This is a genomic window from Mangrovibacterium sp. (assembly GCF_059905295.1).
On the sequence record NZ_JBZQJF010000032.1, the window covers coordinates 1 to 25489 of the forward strand.

General features: G+C 43.7%; 12 protein-coding genes. 11 read left to right on the forward strand and 1 reads right to left on the reverse strand.

The annotated features are described in order from the left end of the window. Positions 1–1144, forward strand: a 1144-nt coding sequence (locus AC37HE_RS02150) for a glycoside hydrolase family 30 protein (protein ID WP_500781128.1), incomplete at its 5' end; no start/stop codon positions are given. 185 nt (positions 1145–1329) lie between these two features. After that, positions 1330–2346, forward strand: coding sequence for a nucleoside hydrolase (locus AC37HE_RS02155; protein ID WP_500781129.1), 1017 nt, complete (start codon positions 1330–1332; stop codon positions 2344–2346). A gap of 16 nt (positions 2347–2362) precedes the next feature. Here the strand turns inward: AC37HE_RS02155 and AC37HE_RS02160 are convergent, their stop codons facing one another. Beyond that, on the reverse strand, positions 2363–6466 hold the full coding sequence (locus tag AC37HE_RS02160; RefSeq protein ID WP_500781130.1) for a hybrid sensor histidine kinase/response regulator: 4104 nt from the start codon (positions 6464–6466) through the stop codon (positions 2363–2365). Positions 6467–6662: 196 nt separating this feature from the next. Between AC37HE_RS02160 and AC37HE_RS02165 the strand changes: the two genes are divergently transcribed. The 9 genes from AC37HE_RS02165 (at position 6663) to AC37HE_RS02205 (ending at position 25272) form a co-directional block, all read left to right on the forward strand. Further along, a complete protein-coding gene (locus AC37HE_RS02165) occupies positions 6663–9089 on the forward strand; it encodes a glycoside hydrolase family 2 TIM barrel-domain containing protein (RefSeq protein ID WP_500781131.1) in 2427 nt (808 codons plus the stop codon). Positions 9090–9474: 385 nt separating this feature from the next. After that, positions 9475–9771, forward strand: a complete 297-nt coding sequence (locus tag AC37HE_RS02170; protein WP_500781132.1) for a hypothetical protein — start codon at positions 9475–9477, stop codon at positions 9769–9771. Between the two features lie 232 nt (positions 9772–10003). Further along, positions 10004–12790, forward strand: coding sequence for an RICIN domain-containing protein (locus AC37HE_RS02175; protein WP_500781133.1), 2787 nt, complete (start codon positions 10004–10006; stop codon positions 12788–12790). Positions 12791–12886: 96 nt separating this feature from the next. Next, positions 12887–14734, forward strand: coding sequence for an NPCBM/NEW2 domain-containing protein (locus AC37HE_RS02180; protein ID WP_500781134.1), 1848 nt, complete (start codon positions 12887–12889; stop codon positions 14732–14734). A gap of 60 nt (positions 14735–14794) precedes the next feature. Continuing rightward, entirely contained in the window at positions 14795–16978 is a 2184-nt protein-coding gene (locus AC37HE_RS02185; protein ID WP_500781135.1) for a glycoside hydrolase family 43 protein, read from the forward strand. A 22-nt stretch (positions 16979–17000) separates the two neighbouring features. After that, a complete protein-coding gene (locus AC37HE_RS02190; RefSeq protein WP_500781136.1) occupies positions 17001–19496 on the forward strand; it encodes a glycoside hydrolase family 2 TIM barrel-domain containing protein in 2496 nt (831 codons plus the stop codon). An 863-nt stretch (positions 19497–20359) separates the two neighbouring features. After that, positions 20360–22009 carry a glucose-6-phosphate isomerase gene (pgi, locus tag AC37HE_RS02195; protein ID WP_500781137.1) on the forward strand — a complete coding sequence of 550 codons (1650 nt, stop codon included), beginning with the start codon at positions 20360–20362 and terminating at the stop codon, positions 22007–22009. Positions 22010–22169: 160 nt separating this feature from the next. Beyond that, positions 22170–22823: a DUF459 domain-containing protein gene (locus tag AC37HE_RS02200; protein ID WP_500781138.1), complete on the forward strand. Its 654-nt coding sequence runs from the start codon at positions 22170–22172 to the stop codon at positions 22821–22823. Between the two features lie 229 nt (positions 22824–23052). After that, on the forward strand, positions 23053–25272 hold the full coding sequence (locus AC37HE_RS02205; RefSeq protein WP_500781139.1) for an alpha-galactosidase: 2220 nt from the start codon (positions 23053–23055) through the stop codon (positions 25270–25272). The last annotated feature ends 217 nt before the right edge of the window (positions 25273–25489 follow it).

Here is a 25489-nt window from a genome sequence, read left to right on the forward strand (position 1 = left end):
CAACGATTATGCCCGCGATTGGTATAGTTGCGACGAAGTAAGTGGCGATTTTCAGTTGAAGTATTTTAACATCGATCGTGATAAAACAACACTGATTCCTTTTATTAAAGCAGCACAGGAAAAGAACCCGGATTTAACCTTTTGGATTTCGCCTTGGTCGCCACCCTCCTGGATGAAAATTAATCACTATTATTCAGTGGTGAGTAATGGTCAATACAATCAGCTAGACCCTAAAGAAGATTACCTGCTTTTTGAGGACAGTGAAAAAACATATGAAAATGTATTTCCTAAAAAGCTGACGGTGAATGATTATTTAATTCAAGATCCTCGTTATCTGCAGACCTATGCGAACTACTTCTGTAAGTTCATTTCTGCATATGCTGAAGAAGGAATTCCTATTAAGACGGTTATGTTTCAAAATGAGCCCTGGAGCTATACCCCATATCCCGGATGTGCCTGGACGCCTGAAGGAATTATTCGCTTTAATGCTGAATATTTGGCACCAACTTTAAAAGAGAAACATCCGGATGTTGATTTGTATTTTGGGACAATTAATACCAATCATTTCGAAGTCATTGACCAGGTGCTTTCAGATCCGCGTATGCCGGCAACTTTTAAGGGCGTTGGATTTCAGTGGGAAGGTGGGCAAATCCTGCCACGTCTTCGCGAAAAATACCCGAACTACAAATATGTACAGACCGAAAGCGAATGCGGATGGGGCTCGTTCGACTGGAGCGCAGCTGAGCATACCTTCAAGTTGATCAATCATTACCTGGGAAATGGTTGTGAGGAATACACTTTTTGGAATGCGATCCTTGCTGATAATGGTGTCAGTGGTTGGGGGTGGAAACAAAATGCGCTGATTCGAGTGGACTCAAAAGCAAAAACAGCAACCTACACCCCCGAGTATTTTGCCGTCAAGCAATATACCCACTTTCTGAAACCGGGAAGTAAAGTGCTGGCCTTTAAGAACGGGAACGATGACAAATTGCCATTAATGGTGGTTAAAAATCCCGAAGGTCAATATGTCGTTTTTGCGGGGAATTTTACAGACACAAATAAAGAGGTATCGGTAAAGCTTGGCGAACGATATCTGAATGTTTCGCTTCAGTCTCATTCATTAAATACGTTTCAGGTTCAATAATTTAGATAAAATCGGAGTAATTCCGGTTAATTTTCCTTTGATATTTTCGGTATAAGTGGTTTCATTACCGGAGATTAGTTAGTTTGTTTAGACAGAAACAACCCCGAAAGTGGCTTCTCACTTTTGGGGTATTTTTGTTAGATTGATTAACTTAGATGTTCTTTTACCAACGACAACTAATTACTATGAAAAAAATCGAAATCTTGCTGTTCTGTACCTTGTTTTTTACGGGCTTTTCGTTCGCTCAAACCCCGGATTATAGTTCTATTATTGATAAAAGAGCACGGGTGATTATTGATAATGATTTTGGCGGAGATCCCGACGGGCTGTTTCAGTTGGCTCACCACCTGTTATCACCAACGGTGGATGTGAAAGCAATTATCGGTTCGAAACACTATGATGTTGGATTTTATGGTTATCCGGGAGATGCAACTTATTCGAGTAAAATGGCAAATGAGTTGTTGTCAGCGATGCATTTAAACGATCAATATACCGTGTTTGATGGTTCCAGTTCAGAACTGCCGGATACGCTTACGCCGGTTGAGTCAGAGGGGGCAAAAGCCATTATTCGGGAGGCCATGCGGGATGATAATCAAAAGCCGCTTTATGTAGTTTGTGGCGCGGGCTTGACAAATATTGCCAGTGCTTGGTTAATGGAGCCCAAAATTGCTGAAAAAATTATTTTGATTTGGATTGGTGGTACCGAATATGATGGTCTGGCATTTCCTCCTCCGGGGGCAACAAAAAAATGGGAATACAATACCGGAATTGACCCTAAAGCTTGTCAGGTCATCTTTAACCAGTCGAATATTCCGATTTGGCAGGTGCCGCGCGATGCTTATCGCCAGGCTCTTACAAGCTATGCCGAGCTTGTATCCAAAGTTAAAGGCCGGGGAGAAACGGGAAATTTTTTAGTTAGTCGTCTGGAGGATTTAATGAAACGAGCTGATAAGGGGTTGGGTGAAGCCTATGCTTTGGGTGATAGTCCGTTAGTGCTTTTAACAGCGTTGCAGTCGGCATGGGAAGCAGACCCGTCATCGAGCAAATATGCCCTGAAACCGGCGCCAAGAGTAAGTGACACCGGCTATTTCAACGATAATCCCAACGGACGGGAAATAAGAGTTTATTACGATCTGGATGTTCGACTCATGTTTGAAGATTTCTTTGCCAAACTGTCCTTGTTTAGCGGATCTCCAGATTAAGCTTCAGAACAGAATATTAATCTTTTGAAGTGATGTTTTTTACATATTCACTCGGCGTTACACCAAATTCGTCTTTAAAGCATTTTCTGAAATAATTACTGCTACTCATCCCAATCATATACGAAACTTCTGAGATAGAATAACGTCCGGTAATCAGGAATTCTTCTGCTTTCCGAATGCGGATTGTCCGAATATATTCGTTAACGGTCTGTTCAGTTAACGCCTTTACTTTTCGATACAACGAAGAATGGCTCATCGCCATTCGTTCTGCCAGAAAAGCTACATCCAGATCGCTCGAGTCCAGATTTTCCTCGATGATTTTCGCGATTGCTTCGATGAATTCTTTATCTAAATTATTGAGTGATTCATTCATGAAAGCCGATTTGTCAACCGACTCTTTAAATTGTTCTGCAATTTTTTTCCGGATCTCCAACAGGTTTTTAATCCGGCTTTGAAGCAGTTTGGCTGTAAATGGTTTGGTAATATAGGATTCAGCCCCCAGATCGTAACCTGTTGTCTTATCGGAGAGCGAGTCTTTAGCAGTCAGTAAAATAATAGGGATGTGACTTGTGCGGACATCTTCTTTTAGCTTGCCGACTAATTCGAAGCCATCCATTTCCGGCATCATAACATCCGAAATAATGAGATCGGGGGTATGCTTTTGTGCTTTTTCCAGACCGATGATACCATTGAGTGCTGAAATAACCTGGTAATAAGGTGATAATGATTCAACGATATAGCTGTTTATTTCAGGGTTATCTTCAACGACCAGGATAATTTGCTTCGATTTTAGTTCCGAATCATCTGCCTGTTCTTGCATCTCGCTTGATATTTCATCAGGGACAATATCTTTTATTTGCGGTTGCTCTTCTGCAATTTCTCGGCGTTGGTCTAGGGTTTCGTGCAAGGCATTGGGGTACTTGTTTTCTTTGGATAAAATGACATGGAAAGTTGTGCCGCGACCAAGTTCACTTTCAACCTTGATTTCGGCTTCGTGCAGGCTAACCAGGTTTTTCACCAAAGCTAAGCCAATTCCGGTTCCACCCGAGCGATGAAAACTGTTTTTATCCTGGAAATAACGGTCGAAAATTCGGGGTAAGGCTTCCGGATGGATTCCATTGCCGGAGTCTTCGACTGTGATTTCAGTGAAACTGTTCCCGTTTTCCTCAAAATTTCGAAGAGCTATTTTAATCAAACCGGATTCGGTGTATTTCCTTGCGTTCGAAATTAGATTGTCCAGAATAATTGAGATGACTTCCGGGTCGAAGTACATATTGTAGCCGTCCTCTGCAATGTCGATACTGATGCGGAGCTTTTTATTCGTATTCAGTTCCTGGTATTTTTGTCCGATCTCGAGAACCAATTGGTCAAGCATTCCTTTCGAAACCGTTAACTGTTTGTTTTGGGTTTCGGTTTTTCGGAATTCCATCAGCTGGTTGATAAGATTCAACAAGCGTTTGGTGCTTTTCTGTATTGCCGTTAGTTTTCCCGTTTGTCGGTTATCGAGATTTGCGTCTGTAATCAGATCTTCCAGCGGACCTAAAATCAGTGTCAGAGGCGTCCGTAATTCGTGTGCAATGTTCGTGAAGAACCGGAGTCTTTCTGTGTGAAGTTCCTGATCTTTCTGGTGATTATTTTTTTCAAGGATTAGTGAATTCTCTAATTCCAGCCGGTGTTTATAAAAACGCAGAATAAGCCAGACAATTAGGACAATGAGGAGTACATAGATTGTTTTTGCCCACCAACTCAGCCAAAAAGGGGGATGAATGTAGATATTCCATGAAGAAACCGTATCGGATCCTTCCTGATTCCTGATGCGAGACTTGATTCTGAAATGGTAACTTCCGTAAGGAATGTTTCGAAAAGTTACAGAATGCCTATCGTTTGCGTTGTACCAACGATCTTCGAGTCCTTCCAATTGATAGCTGTATTCTACAAGGTCCGTGAGGACATAGTCTAGTACATTGAATGAGATCGTAAAGGTGTTCTGTTCGTACGATAGTTTAATATTGTGTGTTACCGGGATCGAACTCTCCTGATCAGTTCGTTCCAGTTTTTTGTTGTATACTTTAAAGTCGGTTAAGACAATCGGAGGTAACGTTAAGTGGGACGGTAGTCGTTTAGGATCAAAAAAGCACAGTCCGTTTTGGGATCCAAACATAATCCATTCGTTTTTGTAATTCAGGACAGATCCTGACATAAAGGCTCCGATTGGAATCCCGTCGTAATGTTGATGAAGGTAGTTGTAAAATTGCTTCTTTTGTTGATCGTAACAAACGATGCCATTTGTTGTGCTGCACCAAAGCTTACCGGAAGAATCTTCTGTAATGGCCCGAATGTGGGTGTCAGCGATTTGACTATTGTCGTTATAAACCGTAAAATTTGTGGGATCCTCCGTATCGAAATGGATTAACCCCTCTCCGGAGCCTGCCCAAACATTATTGGACTGATCGTAGTAAATTGCATCGATCGTGTTGGACGACAAGCCATTTCCCGTGTTAAAACTGTGAAGCAATTCCAGCTGGTCGTTATAAACAGAGATACCTGCACCAAAATAACCGATCCAGACCTGTCCGTTCTTCGTTGTACATATACTTCTGACGAAATCACCATTTAATCCTGAGTTCTGTGCAGTGAAGGCGGTGATTTTTTTTGTTTTCGGATTGTATTGAAAAAGACGGTTTGAACTGCCAATCCAAATTCGCCCTTGGGTGTCTTCTGAGAAACACCGGACATCGCCAATGTTTTCAATTGGAAAAGCTTCAACTTTTGATGAATTGCTTCTTCGGATTGATACACCTCCGGCCCAGGTTCCAAACCAGAGATTGTTACGTGAATCACGGAACGCTGCAAGAACAGCATTGTCTGTCAGTCCCGAATTAGACTTGTTTAAGGACCTGATTTTTTTGGCGTTTTCAAATACATCAATTCCTCCGCCATCGGTTCCCACCCAAATGCGACCTTTCTCATCGCTACAAATACCGCAGGCTACTTTGTTGGATAATCTGTTTGTGACTTCCGGATTTGGATAATAGGTCCAGGTGTTAAATAAGGAGGGCTGGTGACTGATAAAGTTGACTCCACCGCCATAAGTGCCGATCCAGACATTTTCAAACTGATCTTCGTAGATGCAATGAACCGTTTGGTTCGATAAAGAAAAGACATCAAATCCCGAGCGAATGTTGATGAACTTTGTTTCCTGTGGGGCTAGCTGGGCGTACCTGGTGGTGTTCAGTATACTTATGCCACCATTTTCCGTTCCAATCCACAATTGTCCGTTTTTTCGTTGAATAATGCTGAAAACAAAATTGCCAACCAAGGAGTTTGAATCTCCGGGGGTATGGCGAAATACCGTGAATTTTTCGGACTGCTTGTTGAATAAAGCCAAGCCGTTACTGGTCCCTAACCATATATTGGAATCTTTATCAATTAATATCGTATTTACTTTGTTATCGGGTAGGCTGTTTGGATCATTGGGGTCGTTCCGGAAATTCTTGGTGGTTCCGGTTTTGGGGTCATAAATGCTAAAACCCGCATTTTCATGGCCGAGGTAGATTGTGCCGTCTTCCGCTTCTTTGATGCACCAAATGGTGTTGCTGGCCAGGCTTGGGAGAGTGGCTTGATTGAAGCGCGTGAATTTCTCCGTCTTTTTATTAAAATAGGCGAATCCGTTGTGATAAGTGGTAACCCATAAATTACTATCCCGCGAATTGACAATGTTGGTAACGTCGTTGGTCGGCAGGCTACTGTCATCATTGGGATCATTACGGTAATATTTGAATTGTTCGGTTTCGCAATCGAAAGAATTTAGCCCTTCTCGCTGGGTTGCCAACCAAATCTTATTCTCATATCGATCGGCATACACGACATTTTGCTCGTTTGCACTGACCGAATTTGGAGAATTCGCGTTTGCTTTTTTATATATTCTGAAACTTTCGCCGTCAAATCGGTTTAAGCCGGATTCTGTTGAAAACCACAAAAATCCGTTCTTATCCTGGGTAATTCCCATGATAAAACTATTAGATAAACCATCCTCAATACCAATTTTTTTAATTTGTTGAAACTGGGCTTGCACGCCCAGGCTAAGCGACAGGAAAATACACAACCAAAAAGATTTCATAGCATACAGGTTCTCTCTACAAACATAGTAATATCTGGCCAAAAAATCGTATCTGACGAATTTGTATACGCCCTGTGATTGATTTATAGTAGATGCTTTGCCCGGCTTAAAATAAGTTTGTAGTGCTAAAATTTTTCCTGCCTTTTAACGGATAAGGAAAATGAAAAGTTAACGAATTGACCTAATTGAAACCATTATGAAAAGACTTGTAAAGCTTTCAACTTTTGTTCTATTTCTCTCGCTGCTTGTGACTGGGTGTTTCTCGGTTCAGGAAAATAATGGAGAGAAGCTCGAACGAAAGCAAAATTTTGATTATAACTGGAAATTTGCCTTAGGAGATTATCCGGATGCCAGCGCCGTAAGTTATGTTGATACCAGCTGGCGAAAGCTTGATTTACCACACGATTGGAGTATTGAGGGGCAAATATCCCGACATAACCCGACTGGCAACGATGGTGGTTATTTCCCTGCTGGTATTGGTTGGTACCGTAAAACTTTTGATGTGCCAATTGAATGGAAGAACCGCAAAATAGGGATCTACTTTGAGGGTGTTTATATGAACGCCGAAGTATTCATCAATGGACAGTCATTAGGGGTGCATCCTTATGGTTACACTTCATTTTTCTTTGATCTAACGCCCTACGTCGAATATGGAAAAGAAAATTTGATAGCCGTTCGGGTCGATAATTCTCAACAAAAGAACTGTCGTTGGTACAGTGGCTCCGGAATTTACCGGCATGTTTGGATAAAAGTTACGGATCCTATTCATGTTGCTAATTGGGGGATCGCCATTGCAACGCCGGAAGTCAATAAAGACAGTGCAACGATTGAGCTGAAAACACGAATTAAAAATGAAACCGGCCACAAAAAACATGTTGAACTGATTACGGCTGTTTCAAATCAGGGGCAGCAGACAGTAGGAAAGGCTTCGATCCATATCGAGATTGATTCGAACTCTGAACAAGAAGTAACTCAAACCATTCATGTAGATAATCCATTACTTTGGAGTCCCCGGCATCCCCATTTGTATACAGCGCAATCGGTTATTAAACAAGAGAATCAGGTCATTGATGAAGTAGTAAACAACTTTGGTATACGGTCAATAAGTTATTCTGCGGAAGACGGATTTAAGTTGAATGGTGAGAGCATCCAACTAAATGGGGGCTGTGTTCATCACGACAATGGAGTTTTAGGAGCAGCGGCCTATGACCGGGCCGAAGAGCGAAAAGTGGAGTTGTTGAAATCTGCCGGTTTCAATGCTGTGAGAACTTCGCATAACCCGCCGTCACCAGCTTTCTTGTCTGCCTGTGACCGTCTTGGACTTTTGGTTATTGATGAGTCATTCGACGGTTGGAAAGAGCAAAAAACACCATACGATTATGCCAGTATATTTGACCAATGCTGGAAGAGCGATATTGAGGCGATGGTTTTGAGAGATCGTAATCATCCCTCGATTATCATGTGGAGTAGCGGTAACGAAATCATTGAGCGTACCAAACCGGAAGCGGTTGAAACAGCTCATATGCTGAATAGCTACATTCGAGAACTGGATCCAACACGACCGGTAACCTCAGCCATGACATCCTGGAATCAGGGCTGGGAGATCTTTGACCCGCTAATGGCTGAACACGATATTTGTGGCTATAATTACATGATGCAGGAGGCTGAATCTGATCATGAGCGCGTGCCTTCCCGGATTATTGTTCAAACAGAATCGTACCCGAAAGATGCGTTCTATAATTGGAAGATGGTGCAGAATCATAACTATATCATCGGTGATTTTGTGTGGACGGCAATGGACTATTTGGGCGAATCAAGCATTGGTCGTTATTACTATCCCGGAGAGCCAGAGGGTCAGCATTGGGAGCAGGATTTCTATCCCTGGCATGGTGCTTATTGCGGCGATATTGATCTGACCGGCTGGCGAAAACCGATTTCCCATTACCGTAATTTGTTGTGGAACGATACCGAGAAACTATACCTGGCGGTGCGCGAGCCCAATCCGGATAACGGGTCAATCAAGACAACGATGTGGGCTGTGTGGCCAACCTGGGAAAGCTGGAACTGGCCGGGTTACGAAGGGAAGGTAATACAAGTTGAGGTTTATTCGAAATATCCGAAAGTACGTTTGTATTTGAATGATAAGCTGATTGGTGAAGAACAAACTGGCTTGGAGCAGGAATTCAAAGCGACTTTTAACGTGCCATATACTCCCGGGGTATTAAAGGCAGTGGGTGTTGATGGTGATAAAGAGATGGAAACAAGGATCCTTAAAACAGCCGGAAAAGCAAGCCAAATCCGATTAACAGCCGACCGGGCACAGATTAAAGCCAACGGGCAGGATTTGTCGTATGTAACAGTTGAAGTTACAGATGCAGAAGGGAACATTGTCCCCAATGCTGAAAATAAGATTCAATTCACACTTGCCGGAGAAGGAACGATTGCTGGTGTTGGCGATGGTAATATGAAAGAAGTAGAGCCCTATGTGAATGACTGTTGTACTGTTTGGAAAGGACGCGCACTTGTTGTGATTAAGAGCACGCATAAAAGCGGATCACTGATATTGCAGGCTAGTTCTACAGAATTAAATGAAGCTTCTATTTCGATTAAAGCAGTTGAGTAAAAAGGCTATAACAAATTCTTTAGGTAGTTGACGAATCAGAGAGAGGTTCGTTTAAAGAGAAAAACAATTTGCTAGTTAGGAATAGCTGTTTCATGGAGGCTTATCTTCAAGTTTATTGAAGAAAGCCTCCTTTTTCTGTGAAAGTTCCTTCTGAGTTTCAAGTTTCAAGTTCCAAGTTCCAAGATAACCTGACAACTTCAGATAACAATGACAACCTAATGCAAGGAAACCTTTCCACTTTCATTCCTGTTGGTGATTCCCCGGAATCATGAGTGTTTTTTCTGTGAAAGTCTCCATTCGATTGTCTTCAATTGTTTCCAACTGCTTTCAACTGCCTTCTCTTGTTTTCCTCCACTTTCATCCCTGTTGGAGATTCCCGTGAATCATGTCTGTTTTTTGTTTTTACTCCCCTCCTTATTCCGGTTTGCCACTCTACGCATCGGTGAACCGTCAAAAAGAGAACCCGGTTGCGGTCGTACGCGTCGGTAAACTACAACCGGAGAACCGGTTTGCTACTTCACGCCGGCGTAATCCTATCCCGGTAAACAGGTTTGCCACCCTACGCATCGGTGAACCGTCAAAAGAGAACCCGGTTGCGGTCGTACGCGTCGGTAATCCATGCCCGGCCTTCTCTTGTTTTCCTCCACTTTCATTCCTGTTGAAGATTTCCTCCGAATCATGAATGTTTTGTCTTATACAGGCTCAAATTGGGCTGGCAGGGTGTCTCCAGGTTTAGTGGTTAGACTGTTTAGCTCTTATCGATGTGATAAAACGCAATCTGACGATTCTGTTACCTGTATTTGACGAAGCTGTTACTATCCGGATGCTCTGTACATGGTATTTTTGGTAACGAAAAAAAGGATCACGATGATCCGATCCTAACTAACTGGCAAAATAATTAATTGAAACTAGCTATGATTAAAAGAGTTTTATTTCTGACTATTCTTTCATTGGGCATCGGAATTAGCTATTCCAATGCTCAAACAGCAAGCACAAGCGATAACCTGGCTGTGCAATCTGTGCCGGACCGCACGGTAACCTATAGTTTGTCGGATCAGGGAGAGGAAAAACCTATAATCTGGGGTTTGGACCTGGCCTGGCTCGATGAGGCCAATATTATTCGAGGGAGCAGGTTTATGGGGAAAGACATTGTTGATGTGGTGCGCTCTTCATTTATGCCAACAGATTCGATCGTTAATGGGGCATTGACAGGGGATGCGCTCACCAATACTAACAAGCGGATAAATATTATAAATACTTGGCTTGATCCGAAAACTCAAGTGGTGTTGAACTCAGATCACCCGTCAATCGCTGCTATGTTTTCTCCCTCAAATCCCGATCAAGCGAAGAACTGGGCTGAGCTCCTCGATATAACCAGAGCGATGCACGTCGCAGCTGGCCGAACAGTAATTACAGTTTCGCCATTCAATGAACCCGACTATTCGGTCACAGGTCAGGGAACGATTGATAATTTTTATGATATCATTCTTGAGTTGAAGAAAAATTCCAACTTCGACAATATTCGTATCTCCGGTGGTAATACGCTGAATGACGATGTTGCATTGGAATGGTACAACTATTTGGATCCTGCCGGATTAGACGAGGGAAACACGCACCAGCTAGCAGGAGATTTTGACCATTATGCTGCGTTCTTCCAGGCGGTGAGGGCAAACGGTGACCACGCAACAGCAGATGAGCTACATAACGTTATGGAAGCAATGGTGGGTGTTGAGTATGGTATGCAAACCGGTATCTGGTGGGGCTGGGCTGAATATGCCCGTGGTGAGTTTTGTAAAGCCAGCAGAACTGGAGGCGCGCGACTAGGCTATGCCGAAGACCGCCCTAACTGGACTGCAGCATCGGTTTATCGTGCTCCCGACGGGAAAGTGCAAGCTTTTGCCGGTACCTCGGAAAGGCAAGCTGTAACCACAACTTATTCTTTTGTTTCACAAGACAAAGATGTTTACTACGATGGTCAAGGTCCGCGTCGTCAATTTACAGTGGTGATGCCCGGAGGAACCGGATATCAAAATGGACAGACCAATGCTGAGCGTGTTATTAACATCTCATGGGGCGAGGATGTGCAACCAGCTATTAATGGCCGGTATATCCTGGTGAATAAAGCCAGCGGCATGGTGGCGGAAGTAGCAGGTGGTTCAACACAGGCCGGTGCCAATTTTCAGCAAGGAACCTACTCGGGGGCGACCTACCAGCAGTGGAATGTATCATCGGTCGATTCCCGAATTGGGGGCGACTTCAGCTACTACTCCATGACTGCAGTGAACAGCGGTAAATCACCTGACATTTATAATTGGACTCTGGATGATGGCGGGAATATTGCTACCTGGGACGATACGAAAGGAGCCAATCAACAGTGGTACCTGGAATATGCTGGTGATGGTTGGTTTTATATTCGAAGCCGTCATAGTGCTTTGTGCATGGAAGGATCTTCGGACAACAATATCGTCCAACGGGAAAAAAATAGTAATGACAACCTGCTTTGGCGTTTTTTGCCGGTTGATGCTACCGTTGAGTTTACGGCTCCTGCTGCTCCAACGAATTTAACAGCTACGGGAAATGCTAGCTCTGTTAAACTTAGCTGGACAGCCAGTCCGGATACAGATGTGGCTGGTTATGATATTTTACGTGCCAATTCCTCTGGTGGCGAATACAATACGATTGCTCGAAATGTCAACGCTACTTCCTGTGTTGATAATACAACAACAGATGGTGTTTTGTACTTCTACAAAATCAGGGCGGTCGATAAAGCCCTTAACCGTTCCGGCTATTCACAGGAAGTGTCCGCTGCATCGACCGGTGAAAATGATTTGGTTGAATACCTGACGTTTGACAACCAGGATGTTCGGGATAGTACTGTAAATTTAAATCATGGTGCCGCCAAAGGTGGAACGTTTGTGCAGGGGAAACAAGGATCGGGAGCCTTATCATTAAATGGCTCAAGCGATTTTGTTCAGCTCCCCGAAGATATTGCCAATCATCAGGCAATTTCAATTGTGGCTTGGGTGAACTGGGCTGGTTTTAATGTGGGACAGCACTTATTCAGTTTTGCGTCAGCGAAAGGTGATATGATTTATTTATCTCCTTCTGTTGGCGGACAAATGCAACTCGGTATCAAGGTCGACGGGGTAGAGCAGACTTTAACAGCCACTTCCTTACCCGTAAACAAGTGGGCGCATTTAGTCGTAACGCTTGGAGACAATGGTGCATTTATTTATGTAGATGGTCAATTGGTTGCCGAATCGGCAACAATGACAGTCAATCCTTCAGACCTAAATCTTTGGATGAACGATATCGGTATGAATCAGTCAACCAGAAGTCTGTTCGAAGGGGTGATCGATGATTTTAGAATCTATAACTATCAGTTGTCCGGGACAGAAGTTTCCGGTCTGTACAACGACTTGACAACCGATGTATTTGATATGGTCCTGGAAGAGAGTGATCTGTCGGTATGGCCGAATCCTGCTAATGACATTTTGCATGTTAATTACAGAGAGTTTAGTAAGCGTGATTATTCTACCTTACAACTTCTTAATATGAATGGGGCGGTGGTGACAAATATCGACATCAAATCGAGCGGTAATACCGATTTGGATGTATCGGGTATGGCTACCGGTGTTTACTTGCTCCAATTAACAACAGTTGAAGGGACAATCACAAAGAAAATAATCGTAAAACATTAATTATCACAAAGACTGATTTTTGAGGGAAATAGCGCAAAAATGCGTCATTCGGTTATTAGTCTATCAAAAATCAACTTATTCTGAAAGAATCAAATCATGACAAGGATATTTAGTACTGGTTTCATCTTATTGTTCTTATTGACAAGCCTCGAATCGTGTAACACAAAAAGGAAGGGTGAAAGTTCCTTTCATCAATGGGCATTAACCCCTCCTATGGGATGGAACAGTTGGGACTGTTTTGGCCCCTCGGTAGTTGAGGACGAGGTGAAAGCAAATGCAGATTATATGGCAGCCAACCTGAAGGATTTCGGTTGGGAATATATTGTGGTGGATATTCGCTGGTATGTTGATAACCAGACAACGGGTCACTACAATGCTTACGACAATTCAACTTTTATTTTGGATGATTACGGTCGTTACATGCCCTCGCCAACGCGTTTCCCATCGGCAGCCAATGGCGCCGGCTTTAAGCCCCTGGCTGATTATATTCATAGTCTGGGTTTAAAGTTTGGAATTCATATTATGCGGGGAGTGCCGAAGGAAGCTGTTTTTAATAAACTTCCGATTAAAGGAACCGACAAAACAGCTGCCGATATTTACTCTACCGACTCCGAATGTACCTGGCTGCAGGATAATTACACGATTGTTGCCGGCAAGCCTGGTGCTCAGGAATATTACAATTCCATTTTCGATTTGTATGCTTCGTGGGGATTGGATTTCGTCAAGGTTGATGATTTGTCCCGTCCTTATCATGCGGATGAAATTGAAATGATTCGCAAAGCCATTGATCAAACTGGGAGACCGATTGTATTCAGTATGTCGCCGGGAGCTACCCCGCTTGATGAACATGAACATGCAGCTGCTCATGCGAATATGTGGCGTACTATTGATGATTTTTGGGATAACTGGACACAACTCAACTATTCATTCGAAAAGTGTGCCGAGTGGGCACCTTACATTCAACCTGGTGCCTGGCCTGATGCCGATATGCTTCCCATGGGGAAATTTATTCGTGGGGAACGAGCCACAAACCGATACACCAGGTTTACCAAGGATGAACAATATACCCTAATGACGCTTTGGACCATGTTTAAGTCGCCATTGATGTTTGGCGGGAACATGCCGGATAACGATGAATTTACAAACTCGTTGTTAACCAACAGCGAAGTGCTCGATGTACATGCCCATTCTGTTAATAATAAGCAGTGGTTTAACAAGAATGACCTGATCGGTTGGGCGGCCGATGATCCGAAGACCGGCGATAAGTTTGTGGCTGTGTTCAATAGTGCCGGCGATGGTTTTATTACAACAAAAGATTTGTTGTACCGAAGTGGTACCGTATCGCGCCTGACCGATGGATATGGTGAAAGAATTGATATTGATCTTCCGAAAGGAAGTAATCAGTTATATCTGATAGTCAACGATAGCGGCGACGGTCATGCCTGTGACCATGCCGACTGGATTAACCCAACAATCTACCTGGATAACGGCGATTCGATTAGTTTGACGAGTCTGAATTGGGAATCCGCTTCGGCAGGATGGGGTGAGGTAGCTCTGAATAAAAGCATCTCCGGGAGTCCTCTCAATGTGAAGGGCACTAATTATGAAAAAGGAATCGGAACTCATTCACAATCCATCATCAAATATAAAATTCCGGAGAATACAGTACGATTTAAAGCTTTTGCAGGACTGGATCAGGGAGGAACGCGCCAGCAAGGTGGAGCCACCGTAGAGTTTATGATATCAACGGAAGATCCGACTGCCGGAGAGGTTGATGCAGTTGCCATTCCTGTCAATCTGGAAGAACTCGGATTTACCGGAGCATGTAACATTCGCGACCTTTGGGCGCATAAGGACTTGGGTACTTATTCTGGCAATGAATTTGCCCCAACGATCAATTATCATGGGGCCGGATTGTATCGCATTTCACCTGTATCAAAATAACGAAGTTTAATAGACCGAAATCAATATACACACAAAACAATGAATCACACAAAAATTAAAATGATAACGAAATTAGCGACCTGTCTGCTGGTCGTTGGTAGCCTCTTTTCGCTTGTTTCGTGCAAAAATGAGCCTCCGAAAACGGATGCTTACCTGTTTGTGTACTTTACCGGGAATGGTCCGGGTGAAGAAGCAATCCGCTATGCTGTCAGTACCGATGGCTACAATTACCGGGCGCTAAATGACAATCAGCCGGTACTGGATTCAAAGAAAATCAGTACTTCCGGTGGTGTACGAGATCCGCATATTCTGCGCGGTGCCGATGGCAAAACTTTTTACATGGTAGCCACCGATTTGTATGTGCCCGAGCAAGGTTGGAATAATTACGCGATGATCCTGATGAAATCGACTGACCTGGTTCATTGGGAGACATCAGTGATCAATATCCCCGAAACCTACCCGGATGAATTTGCTGATGTGGACCGGGTTTGGGCCCCTCAAACAATCTACGATGAAGCTACCGGTAAATACATGGTTTATTTCTCGATGAAAGAGAAAGGTGCCCACCCTGACATCATTTATTATGCCTATGCGAATAAAGATTTTACCGGCTTGGAATCTGCTCCGAAACAATTGTATTTCCCACCGGCGGATAGCCATACGAAAGCATGTATTGATGCTGATATTATTCCCTTTAATGGTAAATATTACCTGTTTCATAAAGCTGAAGATGGCGACCCCGGAATCAAACTGGCCATTTCCGACAAGCTGACGGAAGGCTACCAGCTGGTAAGCGACAAACGAGTGGACAGCCAAACTGTGCCGGTTGAGGGAAGTGGTATTTTCAAACTGAATAATTCGAACGACTATATTCTGATGTACGACATGTACACCAGCGGTCGCTACCAGTTTACCAAGAGTTCCGACCTGCAACACTTCACGGTGATTGACCAAGAAATCTCAATGAACTTTCATCCGCGTCACGGTACGGTTTTGCCAATTACCTCGGACGAATACAATCGTTTAATGACTACTTATGCTAAAGCTGACGATTTGTTTATTAAGGCCACTTCTGATCAGTTGAAAAAGAACAATGTGGTGATCAACGGCGAGAAAAAGACCATTCATCTACCTGTAAAAGTAGGAACAGATTTAAGCACTTTCGATCCGATGATTACAGCATGGAGAGGCATCAGCCTTGCTCCGCAGGGACCTCAGGATTTCTCTAAAGGCCCCATTGAATATACGTTTACCATTGTCGGACAGGAACCGGTAACTTATTCGGTTACAGCATCGGAAGATCATAACCCGGCTTTGGTTGGTTTTTATGCTGATCCGCAAGTGTTATATTCACAAAAAACGGGGAAATACTACATCTATCCAACCTCTGACGGGTTTACTGGGTGGTCAGGTTATTACTTCAAAGTGTTTTCATCCGATGACTTAGTGAATTGGAAGGATGAAGGTAAGATACTGGATATGAAAGCAGGGGATGTGCCATGGGCTGATGGCAGCGCATGGGCTCCTACCATTGTCGAAAAGAAAGTAGGTGACGATTATAAGTACTACTTTTATTTTAGCGGAAACTATGTTGCCGGTGGTGGAAAGCAAATTGGTGTGGCAGTAGCCGACAATCCCACCGGCCCGTTTGTCGCTCAAGAAGAGCCTATGATTAAGGAATCTCCTGTAGGCTGGGGACAGCAAATTGATCCTTGTGCCTTTATCGATCCGGTTTCCGGCAAATCCTACATTTACTGGGGAAATGGTTACCTGGCAGCCGCGGAGTTGAACGGCGATATGATTTCAGTAAAACCTGGAACGATCAAGGTTTTAACACCGAAGGGAGGAACCAATGCCGATTTTGCTTTCCGCGAAGGTGTGTATGTGATTTATCGCGACGGTACCTACTATTTTATGTGGTCTGTTGATGATACCGGTTCCGCAAACTATCATGTGGCTTACGGTACCTCCAAATCACCTATGGGACCAATTAAGGTGGCTGAAAACCCAATTGTACTTATTCAGGATGCAGCTCATGGAATTTACGGTACAGGGCATCATTCCGTGGTGAAGGTTCCGGGTAAAGATGAGTGGTATATTGTATATCACCGTATTAATGCTAACCATTTAAGTGATGGTCCCGGCTACCACCGTGAGGTTTGCATCGACAAAATGGAATTTAATGCGGACGGTACAATTAAACAGGTAACGCCTACTGTAAAAGGAATTGCACCTGTTGAATAATTAAAACAATAGACGAAAAGATATGAAGCTGAAATTAATATTCCCGCTTTTGCTTTGCCTGCTTAGTTTAGGCTCATTGCATGCTCAACCCGGCTTTGGCGAGGCGATGCTCACAAATAAAGATTGGAAATTTGTGCTGAAGGATGTCGAAAACGGTCAGCAAGCTGATTTGGACGACAGCCGTTGGCAAACTATTGATCTTCCACACGACTGGAGTGTGAAAGGGCAGTTAAGTCCGACATTGGCAAGTTCTACCGGTTATTTGCCCGGTGGTATTGGTTGGTATCGCAAGCACCTGGAGGTGCCAGCCGATAAGAAAGGTGAAAAAGTATACCTGTATTTCGGGGGCGTTTACAATAGAAGTGAGGTGTTTGTAAACGGTGTGTCGTTGGGCAAGCGACCAAACGGGTACATCTCCTTTATGTACGATGCTACGCCGTACATTAAGTTTGGAGAGGAGAATGTGATTGCTGTTCGCGTAGATCACAGCCAGTCGGCGGATTCGCGCTGGTACACCGGATCGGGTATTTACCGCGACGTTTGGGTTGTGTATGCCAACCCGGTTCATATTGCTGAATGGGGCGTTTATGCTTACCCCGAACAATTGCAGAAAGGTTACCAGTTGCAGGTTGAAGTGAATGTTGAAAACGGTTCTGCAGCATCATCTGCGTTAACCGTGAAAAACGAACTGTTTGACGAAGCAGGCAAGCTGGTTGCCAAGTCATCCGGTAAATTGAAGGTTGATGCCGGACAGGCGGGCAAAACTCAATCGGAACTCAAAGTGACTAATCCGGAACTCTGGTCGCTCGATACTCCAAATTTATACACCCTAAAAACTTCAGTTTATAGTGGAAAGAATTTAATCGACGAAACGACAACAACAACTGGTTTTCGCCATTTCACCTTCGATCCGAATAAAGGTTTTGCGCTGAATGGTGTGTCGATGAAAGTGAAAGGCGTTTGTTTGCATCACGATGCCGGTGTACTGGGATCGGCTGTCCCTCGTGAAGTGTGGAAGAGAAGACTGTTGACATTGAAAGAAATTGGCGTGAACGCCATCCGGACCAGTCATAATCCGCAGGCTTCGGATTTATATGATTTGTGCGATGAGCTTGGATTGCTTGTTTTAGATGAAGCGTTTGATGAGTGGGAATATCCGAAACGCAAGTGGATTGAAGGCTGGAATGTTGGCACACCGGGTTTCGAGGGAACGTATGACTTTTTTGACAAATGGGGAGAACGGGACCTGGGAGACCAGGTTAAGCGCGACCGCAACCATCTTTCCATTTTCGCATGGAGTATTGGTAACGAAGTAGATTACCCGAACGATCCCTATTCACACCCGGTGTTGGATGGTGGAGCTGCAACAGGCTTCACCCAGCCAATTTTTGGTGGATATAAAAAAGATGCGCCTGATGCCAAGCAACTTGGAGTTATTGCAGAGCGCCTGGTTAAGGTGGTGAAACAATTCGATCAGTCGCGCCCCACCACGGCTGGTTTAGCAGGTGTGGCCATGTCAAACCAAACGGGCTATCCTTTTGCGTTGGATATTACCGGTTATAATTATACCGAGAGTTTGTACGATCATGATCATGCCAAATACCCGAACCGCGTGTTGTTCGGAAGCGAAAACCGTCATGATTTGGCAGCATGGAAAGCGGTGACATCCCGTGATTTTGTGTTTGGTCAATTTTTGTGGACAGGAATCGATTACCTGGGAGAATCCGGACGCTGGCCGTCTCGTGGATTTTATTCCGGGTTGCTCGACTTTGGAGGCTTCATTAAACCTCGTGGTTACTATCGCCAGTCGTTGTGGTCGGATCAACCTATGGCATACCTGGGAACCTATCCAACGCCGGGGCATGGTAGCAAGAGCCAGATGAAAGATGTTTGGTCGCAGCTGGATGCTGAAAATGCCAGTGGCGATTACGAAGAGAAAGTGCCTTCGATGGATGCCTGGCCAATCTGGAACTACCAGCAAGGCGAGTTGATACGCGTAGTCTGCTACACGAATGCCGCGCAGGCTGAATTGCAGCTGAATGGTAAAGTGGTAGGCGAGAAGAAGCCTTACGACGACCAAACAGGAATCATCTATTGGGATATTCCTTACCAGGATGGTAAGCTCGAGGTTATTGGTCTGGATGCTGATGGAAAGCAAGTGAGCAGCGATATGATTCAATCTTCAGGGCGTCCTTATGCAATCAAATTAATCGAGGAAGAAACTTCGGTTGCTAAAAATGGTGTTGCACAGATTGCCATCCAGGTGGTTGACCAGAATGGTGTGCCGGTCATGTTGTCGGACGATGATGTTACCTGTCAGATTTTGGGTGATGCCAAATTGTTGGGTTTAGAGGCCAGCAATAACGAAGATATGGGCGACTATACCGACAACAAACAGCGGGTATTCCACGGACGTTTGATTGCCTATATTCGGGCAGGGGAAAATCCGGGTGAAGTGAACGTGAAATTCTCGGCCAATTGGTTAAAGGCCGCAGAAACGAAGTTTGAAGTGAAATAAGATAATAACCTGAGTTTGATTCTACAATTTATCCACAGATAGTCATAATCGAACTCAGGTAATACCACTTACCTTGTAGGTAGAGGCTGTCTAAAAAGTCTGAAGAGTTTTCTCTGAACTATCAAATTGTAAGTCCAGGCTGCTGCCCCTTTTGCGAAGCTTTTGAGGGCAAAGTCAACACGAGCTTTTCGATTTGTAAGTCTGGTTTTCTTCAGGTCGACTTTTTATACAGCCTCAATATCATCTCAGGACTGGGTGACGCGGTTGCTAAACAGGTTTAATCGGCGGATAGAATCCGTCGCAGCCGCTTTGTTGTTGATGGTTTATGGAAGCATAAGGTGGCATCCCGGCCTTTCCGGTTAAGGGCTATAGAAGGATAAGACCACATCCGGGTTCTCCGGACACGGATTATGAAAGCATAATCCAGCAAACCGGTTTTGCTGTTGATGGTTTATGGAAGCATAAGGTGGCAACCGGCCTTTCCGGTTAAGGACTATAGGAAGTATAGGACCGCATCCGGGTTCTCCGGACACGGATTATGAAAGTGAGGAGATGTTATTGAGGCTGTCTAAAAAGGCTGAAGAGTTTTTCTTAACTATCAATTTATAAGTCTCCCCAAGCTACTGACCCCTAAATCCTCCTGAAACGAATTCGGGACAGGCTATGAAGGTGACTGATCTTTGAAGTCAAAATTTGATTGTCCACAAAAGGACGGATGGTTAAATCTGCCGTTTACAATTCGATTTAGAAGCCCTTGAATGGGCCTAAATTTACAATCTATTATATCTTTGTTTGCATGAATACCTGTACAACGGGTTTCGATTTGAATTAAACAAACCAATTAATAAATAAAATTAAATACTATGTTGCCAACTGTTAATCCAACTTCCACAAAAGCCTGGGAAGCATTGGAAGCCTATTTTGCCGAGTTTAATGGTACACAAATCAAAGATCTTTTTGCAAAAGACGAAAAACGATTTGAAAAGTATTCCCTGCAATTTGAAGATATTTTACTCGATTTTTCAAAAAATATTGTCGACGATAAAGTTCGGACACTTTTAGTGCAACTCGCTGAAGAGTGTGGTTTAAAATCAGCTATCGATAGCGAATTTTCAGGAGAAAAGATTAATCAAACTGAAAATCGTTCGGTACTTCACGTTGCTTTGCGTAACCGCAGCAACACACCGATTTTAGTTGATGGCAAAGATGTGATGCCTGAAGTAAACGAAGTGCTTGACCAAATGAAAGCTTTCTCCGAAAGTATTATTTCGGGAGCATGGAAAGGTTACAGCGGTAAAGCGATTACCGACATTGTGAACATCGGGATCGGTGGTTCAGATCTTGGCCCGTTGATGGTCACTGAAGCGTTAAAGCCTTACAAAAAAGAAAATATCAGCCTGCATTTTGTTTCGAATGTTGATGGTACGCACATTGCCGAAACCTTGAAAGCTGTAAATCCGGAGACAACCTTATTTATTGTTGCTTCGAAGACCTTTACGACACAGGAAACAATGACCAATGCCAACTCTGCTAAATCATGGTTCCTGGAGGCTGCTAAAGATGAAAGCGCTGTTGCGAAACATTTTGTGGCCTTATCAACTAATGCTACTGCAGTTTCTGCTTTTGGTATCGACACGAAAAACATGTTCCGTTTCTGGGATTGGGTTGGTGGTCGTTATTCCTTGTGGTCAGCTATCGGTTTGTCAATTGCCTGTGCTATTGGTTTCGACAACTATGTGGCTCTTCTCGAAGGAGCACATGCCATGGATAATCACTTTAAATCGGCAAAGTTCGAAGAAAACCTTCCGGTAACTTTAGCTCTAATCGGTATTTGGTATAATAATTTCTACGGAGCCGAAACCGAGGCTATTCTGCCATACGACCAGTATATGCACCGTTTTTCAGCCTATTTTCAACAAGGAAATATGGAAAGTAACGGGAAATATGTGGACAGAAATGGTGCTAAAGTTGATTACCAAACCGGCCCGATTATCTGGGGAGAACCGGGAACAAATGGTCAGCATGCTTTTTACCAATTGATTCACCAGGGAACCAAACTTATTCCCTGCGATTTTATGGCGCCAGCCATTAGCCACAATCCGCTGAGCGATCACCATCCGAAGTTGCTGGCTAACTTCTTTGCACAAACAGAAGCCTTGATGGTTGGAAAAACACCTGACCAGGTTGAAGCCGAATTGAAGGCTGCAGGTAAATCGGCTGATGAGATTGCTGTATTGCTTCCATTTAAGGTTTTTGAGGGAAATATTCCAACCAATTCAATTTTATTCAAACAATTGACTCCCTTTACATTGGGCGCATTAATCGCGATGTATGAACACAAAATTTTTGTTCAGGGAATCATTTGGAATATCTTCAGCTTCGACCAATGGGGCGTTGAATTGGGTAAACAATTAGCGAATCAAATTTTGCCGGAGTTAGGTGGTGACGAAAAAGTAACTGCCCACGATGGTTCAACAAATGGCTTGATTAACGCTTATAAAGCAATGCGTTAATTGGGCGGAACAATATTATAACATAGAAAAAACTGCTTGATGCAGTTTTTTCTGTTTATGGCTGCATCTATGCTATTGGGGCAGCCATGTACTTCCGGCAGAAATAAGGTTCCGGCATCCTGGGCGGAATGATAATACAGACACTAAAAACAGATTTATTATGAAGCAGTTTGTTTATAGAATGAGCACATATACCTGGATTTTTCTTTTTCTGGGAATCATGAGTTCATGTACACAAAAAATTACCCGAGTAGCCTGTGTAGGCGACAGCATCACCGAAGGATATGGCTTGGCTGTTCAAAGTAAGACGGGCTATCCTGTGGTACTCGACAGTATTCTTGGTCCCGGATACCGCGTGCTAAATTCCGGTAGAAGTGCGACCACTTTGCAAAAGGAAGGAAATTTTCCCTATTGGATTTGCAAGGAGTTCTCGAACGTTTTTGTGTATAACCCCGATATCATCATTATCAAGTTAGGAACCAATGATACCAAACCGGAAAACTGGCAAGCGGATCGGTTCGAAAAAGATTATCAGTCTTTAATTGATACGTTTAAAACGATTCCGGAGAATCCTCAAATTTATTTGTGTCTTCCGGTTCCCGTGTTTAAAACCAAATGGGGAATCAACGATTCCACCGTTATTAATGGAGTGGTTCCTATCGTTGAAAAGCTTGCGAAAGCGAATCATTTACCTGTAATTGACCTTTATCACGGGATGCAGGATCAAGGGGCCGACTTCCCGGATAGTATCCATCCTGATGAACAGGCAGCCAAAGTAATGGCCGGAATTATTGCCCGAGAAATCAAGAAATAAAGATTCGGGTTCAGCCCGCTGGTTCCCGGTTGGGCTGGCTTGTTTCCCTTTATCGTAGTCAAGGCCTGCCAGAAAATACGATAGGCTGATTGTGTTGGTGTGCCCAAAACCCTGGATTTGGGCATCAATACCAGTTTTGTGTTTGATAAGTGGTATTTTACAATTTAATTTAGGGAAAGCATACCGTTTCTGCGTCTTATCGATAGAAGTATCAACTAAACCTATACTAATGAAAACCTATCTGAAATGTATTTTTTATAGTCTTGCATTTACACTGTTTTTGTCCACAGTCGCAGTAGCTCAAAATACAAAAGTCATAGAGGTCAAAACGAAATCAACTTCGTTGGTTTATGCGGTTGATCAGAGCAACCGGCTGGTCTTTCAGTATTATGGAAAAGCTGTCGATGCGCCCGATAATTTCCTAGAGCAGCAAGCCTATCCAAAACCGGATACCAATCGTGATTTTTCTTATGAAGCCTATCCGACTTTTGGTTTGGGTAATATTAACGAGCCAGCCTTATCGGTCATTCATTCCGACGGAAGTTTAAATACAGAACTGGCTTTTGAAGGGGTAGAAACAAAGAGCCTGAAATCGGGGGTATTAGAAACAGTAATTCACTTAAAAGATCGGGTTTATAATTTGACAGTCGAGCTTCACCTAAAAGCTTTTGAGCAAGAGGATGTGATTACCCAGTGGGTTGTAATTACAAATAGTGAAAACGGATCGGTGCAGCTTACCCGTTTTGCCTCTTCGTTTTTACCCATAAAAGCCGAGAGTTATTATTTAACGCATTTTTACGGAGCCTGGGCCGGAGAGATGAATGTTACAGAAGAGAAGCTGGAGAATGGAATAAAAGTGATCGAATGCAAAAAGGGAGTGCGTACCACACAAACCGAAAATCCTTCTTTCATTTTAAGTGTCAACAATCCGGCCATGGAGAATGCCGGGGACTGTTATGGCGGAGCTTTAGCCTGGTCGGGCAATTATCGCCTGGCTTTCCAGGTTGACGAGTGGAAAAGCTTGAATATAACGACCGGGATCAATCCCTTTTTATCGTCCTGGACATTGAAGGCTGGTGAGCGTTTCACAACTCCCGAAATGATTTATACCTTCAGTAATCAGGGGAGAGGTCAGGTTTCCCGAAATTTGCATGACTGGGGCCGGAAGTATGGGATGGTTGGCGGAAATAAGCTACACGACATTGTGCTGAACAGTTGGGAAGGAGCCTATTTCACATTTAACGAGAATACCTTAACAGGCATGATGGATGATGCCGCTGAGATGGGCATTGAAACCTTTGTGCTGGATGATGGCTGGTTTGGGAACAAATATCCTCGGAACAGCGATCATGCCGGATTGGGCGACTGGCAAACGAATCAAAAGAAATTGCCTCGCGGATTGGACTATTTAATTGATTATGCGCATTCAAAGGGCTTGAAGTTTGGCCTGTGGATGGAACCGGAAATGGTGAACCCTGAAAGTGAGCTGGCAGAGAAGCATCCGGAATGGATTGTTCAAAGTCCCGGACGCGAAAAAATAACCTGGCGAAATCAGTTGTTACTGGATTTGTCGAATCCGAAGGTGCAGGATTTTGTCTATAATGTGTTTGATAGCCTGCTGACAACCCACCCGGGTATTGAATATATCAAATGGGATGCGAACCGTCACGTGGAACAGGCTGGTTCAACCTTTTTGCCTGAAGCTGAGCAGACTCATTTCTGGGTTTTGTACACCGAAGGGCTGTACAAGGTCTATAAAAGAATTCGTGCAAAATATCCCGATTTTGTAATTCAGGATTGCGCCTCAGGGGGAGGTCGTCTGGATTATGGAGCCTTAAAATTTCACAATGAGTTTTGGACTTCGGATAATACCGATCCTTTATCTCGGATTTTTATTCAGTATGGCACGAACTTGATTTATCCACCGGTTGGAACAGCATCGCATGTATCGACGAGTCCGAACCATCAAACGCAGCGGGTAACCCCGTTGAAGTTTCGGTTCGATGTAGCAATGACCGGTCGTTTGGGAATGGAGCTTCAGCCCAAGGATATTCAAGGGAAAGATCGGGAGTTTGCCATGGATGCTATCAAAAACTATAAGCGGTATGTCAGGCCGCTAATAACGAACGGAGATTTGTATCGGCTAAAATCACCCTACGATGAGGGGGGATGGGCTTCTCAGATCTATGTCTCAAAAGAGAAAAGCTCAGCAGTATTGTTTGTTTTCAGCCTGAGGCCTCATTTGCGTGGTGTTTTCCCTACCGTTAAGTTGAATGGTTTGGATCCGACGAAGACTTATCGGATCGAGGAAATCAATTCGAATGGTCGGTCCCGTTTCTGGGGAGATGGTCAAATATTTAAAGCTGATTATTTGATGAATGTCGGAGTGGAACTTCAAATCGGCAGCCAATATGATAGTGCTGTTTTTGTGCTCAAAGAGATCAACTAGATTTGACCAATTCAAGTTGTTGGGAGAAAATCAGATCGATAATGAATTCGATCTGATTTTTTTGCTGGAATTGTTTTCCAGTTTCATGGATTAAGCGTCTTTAGAACCGGTATTTGTTTTGGCAGGGTGATGTTTTATGATCTTCGGGATTGTATTGTTTAATCAGAAAATTGAAATAATAAGAGCGATGAAGAAAGTTGTCTCTAAAATCCTGACT